The organism is Streptacidiphilus carbonis (genome assembly GCF_000787775.1).
In the GTDB taxonomy this organism is placed as follows: Bacteria; Actinomycetota; Actinomycetes; order Streptomycetales; family Streptomycetaceae; genus Streptacidiphilus; species Streptacidiphilus carbonis.
In genome coordinates this window covers 1-16,275 of the sequence record NZ_BBPM01000007.1, presented here as the reverse complement: position 1 = coordinate 16,275, position 16,275 = coordinate 1, and the positions used below count along the sequence as shown (strand labels likewise).

Below are 16,275 nucleotides of genomic sequence, written 5' to 3'. Positions count from 1 at the left end.
CGAAAGGTTAATGCCGGATGCCCCGGGAACCGGCCCGGACGGCCGTAGGCTCGACGGCTGTGACCAGTACCGACGCCCCGCCCGTCCATCTGCCCGCGCTGCGGGTGATGAGCGCCGCCCTGCATGTGATGTTCTATGCGCTGCTGGTGGCCGGGCTGCTGAACGGCGCCGGACCTGGGGCGATCGTGCTCGGAGTGCTGCTGGGGGCCGCGTACGCCTGCGGCGGGCTGTCGGCGGTGCGGGTCTCGCGTCAGGCCTCACGGTTCTGGCTGGCCGGGGTGGCGGCGCTGTGGGTGGCGCTGGCCGTGCTGGACCCGGCGGCCGGCTATGTGGTGTTCCCGCTGTACCTGCTGTGCCTGCACCTGCTGCCGACCCGCTGGTCGCTGCCGGTGATCGTGCTGCTCACCGGCGTGGTGGTGGCGGCGCAGGCGACCACGCCGGGCGGGCTGACGCCGGCCAAGGTGATAGGGCCGTGCGTGGGCGCCCTGGTCGCGGTGCTCACCGCCTACGGCTACTCGGTGCTGTACCGCGAGAGTGCCACCCGGCAGCGGCTGATCGACGACCTGGTCCGGACCCGGGACGAGCTCGCCGCCAGCCAGCGCGAGGCCGGGCGGCTGGCCGAGCGGGGCCGGCTGGCCCGGGAGATCCACGACACCCTGGCCCAGGGCCTGTCCAGCATCGTGCTGCTGTCGCGGTCGGCGGAGAGCTCGCTGCCGGACGGGGCCGAGTCGTCCAGGGAGCGGATCAGGGAGATCGGCGCGACCGCCGCCGACAACCTCGCCGAGGCACGGCGCTTCGTCGCCGCCCTGACTCCCCCGTCGCTCCAGGACGCCACCCTCCCGGAGGCGCTGCGCCGGGTCGCCGCCGGGTACGGGCCGGTCCCCGAGGTCTCCTTCCACCAGGACGGGGACGCCTGCCCGCTGCCGGTCGAGGCCGAGGTGGCGCTGCTGCGGCTGGCCCAGGAGGCGCTGGCCAACGTCCGCCGGCACGCCGACGCGCACCGCGCCGCGGTGACCCTCTCGTACCTGGACGACCAGGTCACCCTGGACGTCTACGACGACGGAAAGGGCTTCAGCGCGGGCGGCGACGGGACGCCGCGAGGTGGCCGCTTCGGCCTGCACGGGATGCGGGAGCGGATCACCGACCTCGGCGGCCGCCTGGAGATCGAGTCCGCCCCCGGCGAGGGCACCGTCGTCGCGGCGTCGCTGCCGCTGACCGCGCTGCAGGGGGCGGCCCGATGACCGGTCCGATGATCCGGGTGCTGCTGGTGGACGACCATCCGGTGGTGCGGCGCGGAATGCGCGCCCTGCTGGAGGAGCTGCCCGAACTGGAGCCGGTGGGCGAGGCCGCCGACGGGGCCGCCGCCCTGCGCTTCCTGGCGGAGGCCGCGCAGGCGGGCGCGGACCGGGTGGACGTGGTGCTGATGGACCTTCAGATGGGCGCCGGGATGCACGGGGTCGAGGCCACCCGGCGGATCACCGCGCTGCCCGATCCCCCGTCGGTGCTGATCCTGACCACCTACAGCACCGACGGGGACATCCTGGCCGCCGTCGAGGCGGGGGCCACCGGCTATCTGCTCAAGGACGCCCCGCCGGAGGAACTGGCCGCCGCGATCAGGGCGGCCTCGCGCGGCGAGACGGTGCTCGCCCCGCCGGTCGCCGCTCGGCTGCTGGGCCGGGTCCGCTCGGGCGGTCCCACGCTCTCCCCCCGCGAGACCGAGATCCTGGAGCTGGTCGCCGAAGGCCTGGCGAACCGTCAGATCTCCCGGCGGCTGTTCATCAGCGAGGCCACGGTGAAGACGCATCTGGTCCACGTCTACGACAAGCTCGGGGTGGACAGCAGGACCGCCGCGATCGCCGCCGCCCACCAGGGCGGCCTGCTGCGACGGTCCCGCTGACCTGCGACGGCCTCGCGGCGGCTCAGCCCGAGGCGTTGGGCGACGCGTTCGGCGAGACCAGGGCGGCCGAGGCCGACGGGGCCAGTGACGCCGGGGTCTTGCCCTTGTTGGCGGCGTCCACCCACTTGATCAGGTTGGCCGTGCTGATCTGCTCCCCGTTGTAGGTGGGGTAGGCCGAGGTGCCGTTGAGCAGGATGGTCGGCGTGGAGGTGTGGCCGGACTTGTCGAAGTCCTTCTGCACCGCGGTGACCCAGGCGCCGAAGCTGTTGCTGTTCACGCAGGACTCGAAGGCGGGCGTGTCCAGCCCCGGGACCTGCTTGGCCAGGGTGATCAGCTTGGACTTGTCCGCCCAGGCGTCGTCGGTCTCGTCCGGCTGGTTGGCGTAGAGCACGTCGTGGTAGCCGTGGAACTTGCCGACGTTCTGCGCGCAGGCCACGGCGTTGGCGGCGTTCTTGGAGCCGGTGCCGTTGTCGTTGCGGTCGATGAACGAGACCACGTGGTACTGGACCTGGACCTTGCCCTGGGCCATCAGCTGGTTGACCGTGGTGTGGAAGCTCTTCTCGTAGGAGCCGCACGCCGGGCAGCGCAGGTCCTCGTAGACGGTGAGCGTGGACGGGGCCGCCGTCGAACCCACCGGGATCACCAGCTTGTTGGCGCCGATGGTGCCGGCCGGGGCCTGCGAGGCGTTGTAGGAACTGGTGCGGCTGTTCTGCACCACCAGGCCGATCACCACAGCCACCACGATCACGGCGAGCACCGTGCCGATGATGCTGAACTTGCGGATCCGTTGGGCCTTGGCCTCCTGCGCGGCCCGCTCCTCCTGCATGCGTTCGCGCGCGGTGCGCTTGGCCTCACTGCTGTTCTTCTGGCTCATTGCTGCTTCATCACCAAATATCCGGGGACAGGTTGAACAACTGCGGTACTGCGGTGGGTCAGTCCGTTGCGAGCAGGCCGTCCAGCGAGACCCAGGTGCGCGGCCACCTGATCAGCCAGCCGGCCAGGAGCAGGAAGCCGATGTCGCGCAGGATCTCCTGGAGGTAGGCGGTGTGCGAGGCGCTCACCGCGCCGCCGCCGCCGAAGCAGCCGCAGTCGATGGAGATCCCGCGGGCCCAGACCGAGGCGATGGAGCCGATGTAGACCACCAGCAGCAGCGCCGAGAGCCCGGCCGCGATCCGGGTGCCCAGGCCGACCAGCAGCAGCAGGGCCAGCGCCAGCTCCAGGAAGGGCAGGCCGTAGCCGAACGGTTTCACCAGCGACTCCGGCAGCAGCCGGTAGGCGCGTACCGCCTGCGCGGCGGCCTCCGGGTCGGAGATCTTGGCCAGCCCGGCCCAGGCCCAGACGACCGCGAGGCCCAGCCGGGCGGCCGTGCCGATCCCGGTGACCACCGCGGTGCGGCGGCCCCTTCCCGATTCCTTCCCGTCCGTCCGGCTCATCTGATCCGTGGCCATCCGCTATCGCCTCCCTGCGATTTAGTTGTGTGAGGCCGCAGCCTCAGTACTGCTCCGCCGCGGCCTTCTGCGCGGCCTTGTGCGCGGCCGCGTGCGCGACGAAGGCGCCCAGCGCCGCGGGACTCGTCAGCAGTGCGGGCTGTGCGCCGAGGTCCACCGGGGCGCCGTCCAGCAGCATCGAGGGCGTTCCGCGCGGAACGGGTGCGTCGTCGTAGGCGGTCTGCGCCGCCTTGACCCAGTCCCGGTACCAGACCGTGCGGACCTCGGTGTCGAAGGCCTGGCCGCGCAGGTGGGGCACGCTGCCGGCGACGTCCAGCAGCCGGGGCACGGTGAAGCCGTTCACCTGCTCGCCCGGCTGGTTGGCGAACAGCAGCGCGTGGAACAGCGGGAACCGGCCTCGGGACAGGGCCGCGCGGGCCGCGTTGGTGGCCAGCAGCGCGCCGGGACCGGGCAGCCGCTGGTCCAGCGATGACTCCATGACGTAGCGGAGCAGCACCTGGTGACGGGCGGTCAGGGCGGCCAGCCCGGCGCCCTGGGCGCGCTCGAAGTCACGGGTCGAGGAGCAGCGGAAGTCCTCGAAGAGGGTCAGCACGACCGGCGCGTCCGGATAGCCGACGTCGATGCCGGCGCCGTCCGGGGCCAGCCGCGCCGGCAGTCCGCTGAGGTCCTTGCGCTGGGCGACGTCGGCGATCAGCGCAGGACGGTGCACGCTGCGGCTGGCGACGATGGGGGCGCTGCGGTCGTAGCCGGTCTGCTCGGCGACGAACCGCTGCCGGCCGCCCTCGGAGAGGGCCTTGCCCACGCTGGCCTCGCCGCCCACGGCCACAGCGAGCGCGACGACGGCAACAGCCGCCCGGGTCGCCCGGGCACGGGTGGAAGCAGCCACGGTGGACCTCCTCGGATCGCGTTCGTGCATGCGCGCACGGGCGGCCCGGAAAGGAGCCACCTGCCGGATCATCAACGAGGAGGGCACCCCTGCGGATACGCGCCACGCGGCCACTCACCTGAACGAGTGACCGCGTGGCGGTTCGGTGCGGGGCCTGCAGCTAGCGCTTGCGGACGCCCTCGGCGAGCTCGGCCGCGAGCTCGCGCACGGCGGCGTAGCCGGCCTCGTGGGAGGCCGCGTCCAGGATGCGCTGAACGAAGGCGGAGCCGACGATCACCCCGTCGGCGAAGGCCGCGACCTCGGCGGCCTGCGCCGCCGTGGAGACCCCGAGGCCGACGCAGACCGGCAGGTCGGTGGTGGCCCTGGTGCGTTTCACCAGGTCCTCGGCCATCTCGCCGACTTGGTTGCGGCTGCCGGTCACCCCCATCACCGCGGCCGCGTAGACGAAGCCGGTCCCGCTGGCGGTGATGGTGGCGAGCCGCTGGTCCCTGCTGGACGGGGCGACCACGAAGACCGTGGCCAGACCCAGCTCCTCGGCGGCCGCCAGCCACGGGCCGGCCTCCTCGACCGGCAGGTCGGGCAGGATGCAGCCGGCTCCCCCGGCGGCGGCGAGGTCGGCGGCGAACCGGGCGGCGCCGTAGCGGTCCACCGGGTTCCAGTAGGTCATCACCAGCACCGGCACGGCCGGGTTGGCGGTGGTGACCTGACGGACCGTCTCCAGCACGTCCCTGGTGCGGACGCCGTTGCGCAGGGCGATGTCGTCGGCGGTCTGGATGGTGGGCCCGTCCAGCACCGGGTCGCTGTGCGGCAGACCGATCTCGACCACGTCCGCGCCGCCGTCGAGCAGCGCCTGCACGGCCTGGGCCGCACCGTCGATGGTCGGGAACCCGGCCGGGAGGTAGCCGATCAGGGCGGCCCGGTTCTCGGCCTTCGCCGCCGCGAGGACTCCACTGAGCTTGGTGTTCATCAGTTCCCCGCCTCGTTCTGGTCGAGCAGGCCGAAGTACTCGGCGGCCGTGTGCATGTCCTTGTCGCCGCGCCCGGAGAGGTTGACCAGGATGGTCGCGCCCGGGCCGAGCTCGCGGCCCAGCTCCAGCGCCCCGGCGAGGGCGTGGGAGCTCTCGATGGCCGGGATGATGCCCTCGGTGCGGGACAGCAGCCGCAGCGCCTGCATGGCGGCGTCGTCGGTGCAGGGGCGGTACTCGGCGCGGCCCGAGTCCTTGAGGTAGGCGTGCTCGGGGCCGACGCCCGGGTAGTCGAGACCGGCCGAGATGGAGTGGCTCTCGATGGTCTGGCCGTCCTCGTCCTGCAGGACGTAGGTGCGGGAGCCGTGCAGCACCCCCGGGTCGCCCTTGGTCAGTGTGGCGGCGTGGCGCGGGGTGTCCACGCCCTCGCCCGCGGCCTCGATGCCGACCAGGCGGACGCCGGCGTCCGGGATGAAGTCGTAGAAGATGCCCATCGCGTTGGAGCCGCCGCCGACGCAGGCCACCACGGCGTCCGGGAGCGCGCCGGTGCGGTCCAGCACCTGGGCCCGGGCCTCGATGCCGATCACCCGGTGGAACTCGCGGACCATCATCGGGAACGGGTGCGGTCCGGCGACCGTGCCGAACAGGTAGTGGGTGGAGTCGACGTTGGCGACCCAGTCGCGGAAGGCCTCGTTGATGGCGTCCTTGAGGGTGCGGCTGCCGGAGGTGACCGGGACCACCTCGGCGCCGAGCATCCGCATCCGGGCGACGTTCAGCGCCTGGCGCCGGGTGTCGACCTCGCCCATGTAGATGGTGCAGTCCATGCCGAACAGCGCGGCGGCGGTGGCCGTGGCCACCCCGTGCTGGCCGGCGCCGGTCTCGGCGATCAGCCGGGTCTTGCCCATCCGGCGGGTGAGCAGGGCCTGGCCCAGCACGTTGTTGATCTTGTGCGAGCCGGTGTGGTTGAGGTCCTCGCGCTTCAGCAGGATGCGGGCTCCGCCCGCCTCGGCGGAGAAGCGGTGGACGTCGGTGAGGGGGCTCGGACGCCCGGTGTAGTCCTTGAGCAGGGCCGCGAGTTCGGCGCCGAAGGCGGGGTCCGCCTTGGCCTTCTCGTACTCGTCGGCGACCTGCTCCACGGCGGCGACGAGGGCCTCGGGGATGAAGCGGCCGCCGTAGGCCCCGAAGTAGCCGCGGGGGTCAGGTGTGAGGTCGTGCGAAGACATGACTGGTCCTCAGAACATAGCTGTGACAGAGACGTCGACCAACAGCAGGAGCCCAGCCAGAGGAGACCCAGGGGCGCGGGGAACTGCGCGAACAGCAACCGCAACAGACCCGCACCAAGGCGACACCGCTAGAGCGAACCCCTACTGCGGCAACGCCATCGCCGCCCCGGCACCTGCCCCGGCTCCGCACCGATCACATACCGCACCCGCCGCCCCAGCACCCTGCGGGCAGGCGCGCGGCAGCCGCGCTGGAGGACGTAGCCGATGCGCACCGGAGGGTGGGGATCGGGTGCGAGGAACGAGTGCCCGGTACCCGCCCGCAGTGGAGCAGCGGCTGCGGCCGACCCTCGATGCGGCTTGCATCCGGGCTGGAGACGGGGGGACATGGCCATGAGACTAGCGGATTCCTCAGCGCCCGTGCCGGATCGCCGGGTGCGCCCCCGCGGCGACCAGGTCGGCCACCGCGGCCCGCGGATCGCGGCCGGTGACCAGGGACTCGCCGACCAGGACGGCGTCCGCCCCGTCGTTGGCGTAGGCGATCAGGTCGTGCGGGCCGCGGACGCCGGACTCGGCGACCTTGACGATGTGGTCCGGGATGGACGGCGCGACATTGGCGAAGGTGTCCCGGTCGACCTTGAGGTCCTTGAGGTTGCGGGCGTTCACGCCGATGATCCGCGCGCCGGCGTCCACCGCGCGGGCGACCTCCTCCTCGTCGTGCACCTCGACCAGCGGGGTCAGCCCGATCGACTGGGCCCGCTCGATCAGCGACTCCAGCGCGGGCTGCTCCAGCGCGGCGACGATCAGCAGCGCCAGGTCGGCGCCGGCCGCGCGGGCCTCCCACAGCTGGTAGGCGGTGACGATGAAGTCCTTGCGCAGCAGCGGGGTGTCCACCGCCGCGCGGACCGCCCTGAGGTCGGCCAGCGAGCCGCCGAAGCGGCGCTGCTCAGTGAGGACCGAGATGGCCGCCGCCCCGCCCGCGGCGTAGTCGGCGGCGAGGGCCGCCGGGTCGGCGATCGCGGCCAGGGCGCCCTTGGAGGGGCTGGAGCGCTTCACCTCGCAGATGACCCGCACGCTGTCGCCGCGCAGTGCGGCGACGCCGTCCTTGGCCAGCGGGGCGCGGGCGGCCTGTTCCTTGAGCTCGTCCAGGGACACCAGCTTCTGGCGCTCTTCGAGGTCCTCACGGACTCCGGCGATGATCTCGTCGAGCACGCTCACGCTGGACGCCCCCTTCTGCAGGTGTGGATGGCGGGTGCGGCTGCCTCCAGCCACTGTCGATGGTATCCGCCAGAACCCGCGCGGCTCGCATCGAACCGCGCCCGGTCTCGTTGAGCGGACACGATATCGCTGGTCACAGGCCCGGCAGCGGTACCGAGGGCGGGGCCAGGAAGGAGCCGGCCGGGAGGTTGCGGAACACCGTGAAGGCCACCAGGACGGCGATCAGTCCCCACACCCGGCGGCGGGGGATCGCCGGCACCGGGCTGCGCCGCCCGCGGGCCGCGCGGTAGGTCCAGCGGGCCCAGAACGCCGTGGCGAGCACCACCGAGACGACCACCAGGACGTTGTCGTGCAGCGCGGCCGAGAGGTCGCCGCGGGTCAGCTCGTGGACGCAGCGCAGGCCGCCGCAGGCCGGGCACCACCAGCCGGTGAGCAGCAGGAACGGACAGGTCGGGTAGTGGCCGGGGCGGTCCGGGTCGACCTCGGCCACGTACGCCGTCGCCGCGCCGACCGCCGCGAGCGCGGCCGCCGGCGCGGTGAGGGACCGGGGGGCGGGGCGTCCCGCCGCATCCGCCATGGTCAGTTCGAGGCGCCCGAGCCGACCGGGGTCTTCTTGGCGGCGTCGGCCTTCGGGGCCGGGTCGACCTTCTTGCCGTAGCCGGCGGCCGACATCATCTTGCCGACGCCCGGGCCGACGAGAGCCAGCACGAGTCCGACGATGACCAGGATCGGCATCGGGACGACCATGGCCACACCGGCGATCATGAAGCCGACGAAGGAGATGGTCACACCGGTCCAGGCGGCGGTGGTGTGTCCGTGGGCACTACCCGACATTGCTGCTCCTAGGTTGCACGTTGACTCTCGCTGGACATTGTTCCGTACGCCGGTCCGTGCCGCCGTGCGGGGTGGCACACTGCCGTCTCAACGTGTCGGATCCTCACCCCGGTCCAGGGCCTTCCACAGGTCGGCGGGGCTTTCCCGGTCGGGCGTGGCGCGCTTGGCGGCGGCCGCGCGGGGCCGTCCCGCGGCGCTGCCCGGGGCGTCGTAGCGGGAGGACATCCCGGGCCAGTCGCGGCCCCTGGCGAGCACCAGCAGGCCGCCGAGGATCAGCAGCACGCCGCCCAGGGCGCCGGCCCAGGGCCAGAGGGTGTGCTCGACACCGGTCGCGGCGGCCCTGGTGAGGCCGATGGCTCGGGCGGCCTTGCCGTTCAGGGCGCCGACCCCGGTGGCGGCGACCAGGGCGGACGCCGCCACCCCGGCTCCGGCCAGCGAGAGCAGCGCGCCGACCGCGGCCCGGGCGGCGCCGCGCACCGAGAACACGGCCACCGCGGCGGCCAGCGCGACCAGCGCGAGCGCCCCGGGCAGACCGCTGGTCTCGGAGCCGCTGGCGGAGACCTTCAGCCGGGTGCCCTGGAAGGCGACGCTGCCGTGCGCCCAGGTCTGCCCGGCGGCGAGCAGCACCACGGCCGCACCGAGGACGGTGAGCAGCAGCATCAGCGCGAGGCTGCGCCGGTCCGGGCGGCGGGGGGCCGCGGGGGCCGCAGGGGTGTCGTCGGCGGACGTCTCGGTCGGTTCGGTCTCGGTCGGTTCGGTCTCGGGCAGCGCGGTCACCGTTCCAGTGTGCCCTGAGCGCCGGGAGCGGCCGGACGCAGGGTCGTCGGGCTCTGGGCCGTCGGGCTCTGGGCCGTCGGGCGCAGCGTGCTCGCGCTCGCCACCGCGCGCAGCACGGCGGCCGCCTTGTTGCGGCACTCCGCGTCCTCGCTCTCCGGCACCGAGTCGGCGACCACTCCCGCGCCGGCCTGGACGTAGGCCCTGCCGTCGCGGATCAGTGCGGTGCGGATGGCGATCGCGGTGTCGGAGTCCCCGGCGAAGTCCAGGTAGCCGACGCAGCCGCCGTAGAGGCCGCGCCGAGTGGGTTCGAGCTCCTCGATGATCTGCATGGCGCGGGGCTTGGGCGCCCCGGACAGCGTCCCGGCCGGGAAGCAGGCGGTGAGCACGTCGAAGGCGGTGCGGTCGGCGGCGACCCGGCCGGTGACGGTGGAGACGATGTGCATGACGTGGCTGTAGCGCTCCACGGTCATGAACTCCACCACCTCGACGCTGCCGGGGGCGCAGACCCGGCCCAGGTCGTTGCGGCCCAGGTCCACCAGCATCAGGTGCTCGGCGCGCTCCTTGGGGTCGGCCAGCAGCTCGGCGGCGAGGTCGGCGTCCTCCTCGGGGGTGGCGCCGCGGTGCCTGGTCCCGGCGATCGGGTGCACCATGGCGCGCCCGTCCTCCACCTTGACCAGCGCCTCGGGGCTGGAGCCGACCACGTCGAAGTCGGGGTTCCCGGCGGTGCCGGCGAAGCGGAACAGGTACATGTAGGGACTGGGGTTGGTGGTGCGCAGCACGCGGTAGACGTCCAGGGAGCTCGCCTCGCAGGGCACCTCGAACCGCTGCGAGGGCACCACCTGGAAGGCCTCGCCGGCTCTGATCCGCTCCTTGACGTCCTCGACCGCGGCCCGGTACGGGGCACCGCCGAAGGGCGAGTGGGCGTCCACCGAGGTCACCGGGGTGAGCACGGCGGCGCCGGTGTCGACCGGGCGGGCCAGGTCGGCGGTCATCGCGTCCAGCCTGGCCACGGCGTCGGCGTGGGCGGCTTCGACGCCGGTGGGACGGTCGTCGTGGTTCACCGCGTTGGCGATCAGGATGACGCTGCCGTTGGCGTGGTCGAGCACGGCCAGGTCGGTGGCGAGCAGCATGGTCAGCTCGGGCAGGCCCAGGTCGTCCGGGGCGAGCTCGGGCAGGCGCTCCAGCCGGCGGACCACGTCGTAGCCGAGGTAGCCGACCATTCCGCCGGTGAACGGCGGGAGTTCACCCGCGCGGTGGAGGTCCCGGGGGGTGTGCAGGGTCTCCACCGTGGCGCGCAGCACGGCCAGCGGGTCCCCCTCGGTGGGCACCCCGACCGGCGGGTCCCCGAGCCAGCGGGCCTGCCCCTCGCCGTCCACGGTGAGCGCCGCGCTGCAGCGGACGCCGACGAAGGAGTACCGGGACCAGGACCGGCCCTGCTCGGCGGACTCCAGCAGAAAGGTGTTGGGGCGCTCGGCGGCCAGCTTGCGGTACAGGCCGACAGGGGTGTCGCCGTCCGCCAGCAGCCGACGGACCACCGGGATGACCCGGCGGTCCACGGCGAGCTTGCGGAAGGTCTCGAGATCGGGGCTGACGATGCCGGTGGTCATGGCTCCGCAGCGTATCCGATGAGGGGGTTCAGGCCGTGGCCGCGCCGGGCCCCGAGACCGGCAGCGATCCGGCGTCGAAGCAGGTCCGGTCGCCGGTGTGGCAGGCGGCGCCGATCTGGTCGACCTGGACCAGCAGGGTGTCGCCGTCGCAGTCCAGGGCGACGGACTTGACCAGCTGCAGGTGGCCCGAGGTGTCGCCCTTGACCCAGTACTCGCCGCGGCTGCGGGACCAGTAGGTGCAGCGCCCGGTGGTGAGGGTTCGGTGCAGGGCCTCGTCGTCCATCCAACCCATCATCAGCACCTCCCCGGTGTCGTACTGCTGCGCGACGGCGGGGACGAGCCCCTGCGGGTCGCGCTTGAGACGTGCGGCGACCTGCGGGTCCAGAGCGGTGCTGCCGGGGGCGGCGGGAGATGCGGGCATGCGTCCATTGTGCCAAGGCGGCGGGGCGTGAGGGCATCAGGGCGGACAGATGGGAAGGATTCAGTCGATTTCTCCGACTTCGGCGAGGTTGATAGGCCTTTTTGTTCGACCCGACTCTCATCGCCCCCTTACCTACCGGCATTGTGTACGCCATGAGTTACCCGCCTCCACAGCAACCGCCCTACGGTGGCCAGGACCAGCCGCCACAGCAGCCTGCGCAGGGCTATGGACCGCCGCAGCCCTATCCGGGGCCGCCGCAGTACCAGAACTTCCCCAACCAGCCCCAGTACGGGGACCAGCCCCAGTACGGGGACCAGCCGCAGTACCCCGGCGGACAGCCTCCCCAGTACCCCGGTCCGCCGCAGCCCTACCAGGGCCAGCCGCAGTCCCCGTACGGGCCGACGCCGCCCGGCGGGGGCGGCGGCCGGGGGAAGGTCGTCGCCATCGTCGTCGGCTCGATAGTCGCCCTGGGCATCGTCGGCACGGTGATAGCCGTCGCTTCCGGCGGCTCGCACTCCAAGAGCCCGGTCGCGTCGTCGAGTTCGCCCTTCGCCCTGCCTTCGGACACACTGCCCTCCGCCCTCCCCTCCGACCTGCCCAGCGATCTGCCCAGCGATCTGCCCAGCGATCTGGCGAGCGTGACGCCCAGCGCCTCGTCCAGCAGCCTCACCTACAACGCGGTCACGATGACGCAGGGTGAGTGCTACAGCGACCCGGCCGTCACCCTCACCATCAACGACATCACCAAGCGCGGCTGCAGCAGCCCGCACGACGGCGAGGTGACCGCGGTGGTGGCGCTGCCCGGCGGGCTGACCACGAGCGACGAGATCAGCAACAAGGCGGACAGCCTCTGCCACCCCCTCAACTCCGCCGTCTACCAGCGGCAGTCGAGCAGCCTGCATCTGTCGGGCAGCGTCTTCTACCCGCTCCTCGACGGGTACCAGGGCGGCGACCACAAGGCCTACTGCACCCTCACCATCGACGTCGGCGACCCCAAACTGACCGCGGCCCTGCGGTGAGACCCCATCACCGGGCATCCTGGGGAACATGAGCCCGAATCAGCCCCGGCCCCGGCGGCGGACGCTCGCGATCACCGCCGGGCTGCTGGCGCTGGTGCTGGCCGCCGTCCTCGCGATGGTCCTCAGCAGCGGCAGCGGCCACGGCAAGCCCGCGGCCGCCGCCGGTTCCGCCTCCCCGAGCCCCACGCCCAGCCCCACCACGGCGACCAGCATCCCGCCCGCGCCGTCTCCCTCCCCCCTCCCGCAGACGCTGTCGTACCTGCTGCTGCGCCCCGGCGACTGCTTCGACGCCCCCGGGCACACCGGCGCAGCCTCCCGCTACACCGAGCAGGACTGCCACCAGCCGCACGACGGCCAGGTGATCGGGCTGCTGCAGCTCCCGGGCGGGTTGACCAGCGGGGTCGCCCTGGTCGAGAAGGCCAACAGCCTCTGCTACCCGGTCACCGCCCCGGTCCGCGCCCGGCAGACCCTCAAACCGCTGGTCTCCGGCGGCGTCATCTGGCCGGACCTGGCCTCCTACCGGGCCGGACGGCGCACCGCCACCTGCGCCATCGAGCACGACCCGGCAGGCCCCCGGCTGACCGCGCCGCTGCGCTGAGCCGCAGCACCGTCCGGACCCACCGTCCGGGCCCACCGTCCGGGCCGCGCATTGACGCCCCATCAGACGTAGGCTGAACACATGCCGAACCATGCCCGACGCGAACGCCTACTGCTGGTTGACCTACTGGAGAGCGCCGGCCCCGACGCGCCCACCCTCTGCAAGGGCTGGACCACCCGGGACCTCGCCGCACATGTCGTCGTCCGTGAGCGCCGCCCGGACGCCGCCGGCGGCATCATGATCAAGCCGCTGGCCGCGCGGCTCGCCAAGGTCCAGGGCGAGTACGCCGCCAAGCCCTATCCCGAACTGCTGGAGCTGATCCGCACCGGGCCGCCGCGGCTGTCCCTGTTCGGCATCCCCGGCGCCGACGAACTGGCCAACACCGTGGAGTTCTTCGTCCACGGCGAGGACGTCCGCCGGGCCCAGGACGGCTGGGCGCCCCGGGTGCTGGACCAGGACTTCGCCGACCAGCTGTGGAAGCGGCTGGCCCAGTCCGCCTCGATGAACGGCCGCCGCTCCCCCTCCGGGCTGGTACTGCGCCGCCCGGACGGCCAGACCGCGGTCGCCCGCAAGGGCACCCCGGTGGTCACCGCCACCGGCGAGCCCGGCGAGCTGCTGCTCTTCGTCATGGGCCGGCAGAACCAGGCCCAGGTCGAACTGGAAGGCGACAAGGAAGCCGTCGAAAAGGTCCAGCACGCCGAACTGGGGATGTAGCCGACGGGCCCGGCCGGGCCGGGAAGTGGCCCGGCTCAGCCGAAGCGGCCGTTAACGTAGTCGGCGGTGCGGGGGTCCTGGGGGGACTCGAACATGGCCTCGGTGGGGCCGTGTTCGACGATGCCGCCCGGGGTGTTCTGGGAGGCCAGGAAGAAGGCGCAGCGGTCGGAGACCCGCTGCGCCTGCTGCATGTTGTGGGTGACGATGACGATGGTCACCTCGTCCACCAGTTCCCTGATGGTCTCCTCGATGCGCCGGGTCGAGGTGGGGTCCAGGGCCGAGCAGGGCTCGTCCATCAGCAGCACCTGCGGGCGGACCGCCAGAGAACGGGCGATGCAGAGGCGCTGCTGCTGGCCGCCGGACAGGGCGCCGCCGGGCTGCCGGAGCCGGTCCCTGACCTCCTGCCACAGACCGGCCCTGGTCAGGCACTCCTGCACCAGCTGGTCCCGCTCGCCGCGCCCGGTCCTGACGCCGGTGAGCTTGAGCCCGGCGGTGACGTTGTCGTAGATGGACATCGCGGGGAAGGGATTGGGCTTCTGGAACACCATGCCGATCCGGCGCCGGGCGTCGGTCAGGCGGCGGCCGGGGGCGTAGACGTCCTCGCCGTCCAGCAGCACCTCGCCGCTGAGGGTGGCGGACGGGACCAGCTCATGCATCCGGTTGAGGATGCGCAGGAAGGTCGACTTGCCGCAGCCGGAGGGGCCGATCAGGGCGGTGACCTGGCCGGCCGGCATCTGCAGCGAGACCTGCTGCAGCACCTTGTGGTCGCCGAACCAGGCCGAGACCGCGAGGGCCTCCAGGCCACCGGGCCGCGCGGCCGCCCGGCCCGGGCCCGGGCCGTCCGCGACGGCGGGGAACTCCACGGTCTCTGCGCTGCTGGGGGTACCGGACATGATGGCCTTTCAGACTTCGGACGATCGCGGACGGTTCAGATGAGGTTGGGCAGCAGCCGGACCACCTGGTCGGCGACGGACAGCCCCAGTGCGCCGAGCACCGGGACCCCGCAGATCCAGGCCTGCCAGCGGCCCCAGCGCAGCCGGGCCAGGGTCACCCCCACGGCGGCCAGCAGCAGCGCCTCGGCCCACAGCACCAGCGGCACCCAGGCCGAGGGGTCGGTCCCCATCGGCTTCTCCGCGGCCGAGAGCCCGTCACTGCCCAGCGGACGCGCGGGAGCGGGGACGGACTTGCCGACCAGGTCGGCGTCGACCAGCAGCAGTCCGTCCGGGGTGAACGCGGGGCCGTCAGCCGTGACCAGGACCAGTCGTCCGGCGCCGTCCTTGACGACCGGCGGCACCGGGTCGCCGGCCCGGCGTATGTCCAGCACCCGGAAGGTCTGCGTGCCCTGGCCGGTGAGCACCGTGAAGGTCTCCGAGGGACGCAGGTCGGCCAGGTGGCCGAAGGGGCCGCCGAAGCCAGACTGACGCCCCATCAGCACGCTGGTACCGGCCTGTCCCGGCAGCGGGGTGTCCCGGCGGTGGCCCACGCCGGTGGCCAGCACTCCGGACGTGGTGCCCTCCAGGATGACTTCCTTCAGGTCGAGTTGAGGGATCGTCAGCAGGGCCACTGGCTGCCCCTGCCGTACTGGGGCGCCGCTGCCATCGGTCTGTCCCACCGGGACGGTGCCCTCGGCGAGGTCCTTGCGCAGGGCCGCGTAGCCGGTCTCCCGGTCCCTGGCGTGCCGGACGTCGCCGATCGGGCCGATGTCCAGCAGCAGGCCGAAGACCAGTGCGGCCAGGAGGAGCAGGGCGGTGCCGTAAGCGCCGGCGGCGTCCGGACGGCCCGGACGCCGGGTGTGCGGGGGCTTGGGCGGCACCACCGGCTCGGCGGCCGGGGCGGGTTCCTGCGGGGCGGCGGGCGGGGGCGCGGTAATGGTCATCGTCCGGCCGCCTTGGCCCGGGCCCGCTGCCGGCGCAGCGAACTTGCGCCGAGGCCGGCCAGCAGCAGACCGCCGCAGACCATCGCCAGCACCGAACCCACCGGGGTGCCGGCCGAAGGGGCGGCGGGGGCCGCGGCCGGTTCCGCCACGGCGGTCGAGGTCGGCGCGGGGGCGGGGGCCACCGTCGCGGCGGCCTTGACCGCGGCGTGGATCGAGCCGGCCGGGGCCACGTCCTTGGCCTTCCAGATCCGTGGTGCGGAGAAGTCCAGGGTGCCGCTGAAGTCCCTGAGGTGGGCGGGGTTGAACCGGGTCCGGCAGTAGACGTCCACGGTGTAGCCGCCGCGGAGGGTGACTCCGGTCTCGCTGGCGGTCTGCCTCAGCGTCTGCGGCAGCGGTACGACATAGCCGCCGTTGGCGGCCTTGGGGAAGATCGACACCGGCGTCAGGCCCAGCAGGGAGGAGCCTGCGGCCGGGAAGCCCGCGCCCTTGATCGAGGCCATCAGCTGGTCGGTGGTGTGCGGGCAGGCCCCGGAGGTCAGCGTGTCGATCGGGTCGTCGTCATGGCCGGACGGATAGTCGAAGGCCAGGGTGCCGAGCGCGGCACCCGCCGACTGCGCGGACGCGGGACCGGACGGGTCGGCCCAGGCCCGGTCCACCCCGCCGGCACCAGCGCCGAAGACTGCGAGGCCGACAGCGAGCAGCAGCACCGTGCCGGCGGCTGCGGCCTTCGCCGCGCCGGAGGCGGCGGTTGTTGCGGCCGCGGCTGGGGTGGTCCCGGCCGGGGCAGGGGTTGACT

General features: G+C 73.1%; 19 protein-coding genes and 1 pseudogene. 5 read left to right on the top strand and 15 right to left on the bottom strand.

Annotated elements, in window-relative coordinates; translation table 11 throughout:
* The first annotated feature begins 59 nt into the window (after positions 1–59).
* Positions 60–1,241, top strand: coding sequence for a sensor histidine kinase (locus tag TR46_RS07445; RefSeq protein ID WP_236655246.1), 1,182 nt, complete (start codon positions 60–62; stop codon positions 1,239–1,241).
* The gene (locus tag TR46_RS07440) at positions 1,238–1,897 is read left to right on the top strand and encodes a response regulator (RefSeq protein WP_042395753.1); all 660 of its coding nucleotides are present in this window, start codon (positions 1,238–1,240) and stop codon (positions 1,895–1,897) included. The genes TR46_RS07445 and TR46_RS07440 overlap by 4 nt, the downstream gene beginning before the upstream one ends.
* Positions 1,898–1,919: 22 nt before the next feature.
* Here TR46_RS07440 and TR46_RS07435 read toward each other — a convergent pair whose 3' ends face one another.
* From TR46_RS07435 to hisI, 12 genes are all read right to left on the bottom strand, one after another.
* Positions 1,920–2,771, bottom strand: a complete 852-nt coding sequence (locus TR46_RS07435; protein WP_042395751.1) for a DsbA family protein — start codon at positions 2,769–2,771, stop codon at positions 1,920–1,922.
* Between the two features lie 58 nt (positions 2,772–2,829).
* On the bottom strand, positions 2,830–3,345 hold the full coding sequence (locus TR46_RS07430) for a MauE/DoxX family redox-associated membrane protein (RefSeq protein WP_236655245.1): 516 nt from the start codon (positions 3,343–3,345) through the stop codon (positions 2,830–2,832).
* 43 nt (positions 3,346–3,388) lie between these two features.
* Complete coding sequence (locus TR46_RS37735; protein WP_052432606.1) at positions 3,389–4,231, bottom strand: DsbA family protein; 843 nt, start codon at positions 4,229–4,231, stop codon at positions 3,389–3,391.
* A 160-nt stretch (positions 4,232–4,391) separates the two neighbouring features.
* Positions 4,392–5,198, bottom strand: a complete 807-nt coding sequence (gene trpA / locus TR46_RS07420) for a tryptophan synthase subunit alpha (RefSeq protein WP_042395748.1) — start codon at positions 5,196–5,198, stop codon at positions 4,392–4,394.
* Positions 5,198–6,418, bottom strand: coding sequence for a tryptophan synthase subunit beta (trpB, locus tag TR46_RS07415; RefSeq protein WP_042395744.1), 1,221 nt, complete (start codon positions 6,416–6,418; stop codon positions 5,198–5,200). The genes trpA and trpB overlap by 1 nt, the downstream gene beginning before the upstream one ends.
* A 128-nt stretch (positions 6,419–6,546) precedes the next feature.
* Positions 6,547–6,804, bottom strand: a complete 258-nt coding sequence (trpM, locus tag TR46_RS45530) for a tryptophan biosynthesis modulator TrpM (protein WP_152626338.1) — start codon at positions 6,802–6,804, stop codon at positions 6,547–6,549.
* Positions 6,805–6,826: 22 nt separating this feature from the next.
* The gene (gene trpC, locus TR46_RS07410; RefSeq protein ID WP_042395741.1) at positions 6,827–7,633 is read right to left on the bottom strand and encodes an indole-3-glycerol phosphate synthase TrpC; all 807 of its coding nucleotides are present in this window, start codon (positions 7,631–7,633) and stop codon (positions 6,827–6,829) included.
* A 133-nt stretch (positions 7,634–7,766) separates the two neighbouring features.
* On the bottom strand, positions 7,767–8,210 hold the full coding sequence (locus tag TR46_RS07405; protein WP_236655244.1) for a DUF2752 domain-containing protein: 444 nt from the start codon (positions 8,208–8,210) through the stop codon (positions 7,767–7,769).
* A 2-nt stretch (positions 8,211–8,212) separates the two neighbouring features.
* Positions 8,213–8,467 carry an HGxxPAAW family protein gene (locus tag TR46_RS07400; protein WP_042395736.1) on the bottom strand — a complete coding sequence of 85 codons (255 nt, stop codon included), beginning with the start codon at positions 8,465–8,467 and terminating at the stop codon, positions 8,213–8,215.
* Positions 8,468–8,554: 87 nt separating this feature from the next.
* Positions 8,555–9,244 carry a TIGR02234 family membrane protein gene (locus tag TR46_RS07395; protein WP_042395732.1) on the bottom strand — a complete coding sequence of 230 codons (690 nt, stop codon included), beginning with the start codon at positions 9,242–9,244 and terminating at the stop codon, positions 8,555–8,557.
* A complete protein-coding gene (locus TR46_RS07390; protein ID WP_084718060.1) occupies positions 9,241–10,851 on the bottom strand; it encodes an anthranilate synthase component I in 1,611 nt (536 codons plus the stop codon). The genes TR46_RS07395 and TR46_RS07390 overlap by 4 nt, the downstream gene beginning before the upstream one ends.
* Positions 10,852–10,879: 28 nt before the next feature.
* Positions 10,880–11,272 carry a phosphoribosyl-AMP cyclohydrolase gene (hisI, locus tag TR46_RS07385; protein ID WP_042395728.1) on the bottom strand — a complete coding sequence of 131 codons (393 nt, stop codon included), beginning with the start codon at positions 11,270–11,272 and terminating at the stop codon, positions 10,880–10,882.
* A gap of 152 nt (positions 11,273–11,424) precedes the next feature.
* Between hisI and TR46_RS37730 the strand changes: the two genes are divergently transcribed.
* The 3 genes from TR46_RS37730 to TR46_RS07370 all read left to right on the top strand — a co-directional run bounded on the left by TR46_RS37730 (position 11,425) and on the right by TR46_RS07370 (position 13,603).
* Positions 11,425–12,291, top strand: coding sequence for a hypothetical protein (locus TR46_RS37730; protein ID WP_052432605.1), 867 nt, complete (start codon positions 11,425–11,427; stop codon positions 12,289–12,291).
* A gap of 28 nt (positions 12,292–12,319) precedes the next feature.
* Positions 12,320–12,889 carry a hypothetical protein gene (locus TR46_RS07375; RefSeq protein ID WP_042395725.1) on the top strand — a complete coding sequence of 190 codons (570 nt, stop codon included), beginning with the start codon at positions 12,320–12,322 and terminating at the stop codon, positions 12,887–12,889.
* A gap of 81 nt (positions 12,890–12,970) precedes the next feature.
* On the top strand, positions 12,971–13,603 hold the full coding sequence (locus tag TR46_RS07370; protein ID WP_042395722.1) for a TIGR03085 family metal-binding protein: 633 nt from the start codon (positions 12,971–12,973) through the stop codon (positions 13,601–13,603).
* 35 nt (positions 13,604–13,638) lie between these two features.
* On the opposite strand, the gene TR46_RS07365 is transcribed toward TR46_RS07370, so the two are convergent.
* The 3 genes and pseudogenes from TR46_RS07365 to TR46_RS42115 all read right to left on the bottom strand — a co-directional run.
* Positions 13,639–14,496, bottom strand: coding sequence for a phosphate ABC transporter ATP-binding protein (locus TR46_RS07365; RefSeq protein WP_084718058.1), 858 nt, complete (start codon positions 14,494–14,496; stop codon positions 13,639–13,641).
* Positions 14,497–14,531: 35 nt separating this feature from the next.
* Complete coding sequence (locus TR46_RS07360; RefSeq protein ID WP_052432604.1) at positions 14,532–15,479, bottom strand: sortase; 948 nt, start codon at positions 15,477–15,479, stop codon at positions 14,532–14,534.
* A pseudogene (locus tag TR46_RS42115) lies at positions 15,476–16,275 on the bottom strand (hypothetical protein); the annotation flags it as partial. The gene TR46_RS07360 and the pseudogene TR46_RS42115, both read right to left, overlap by 4 nt.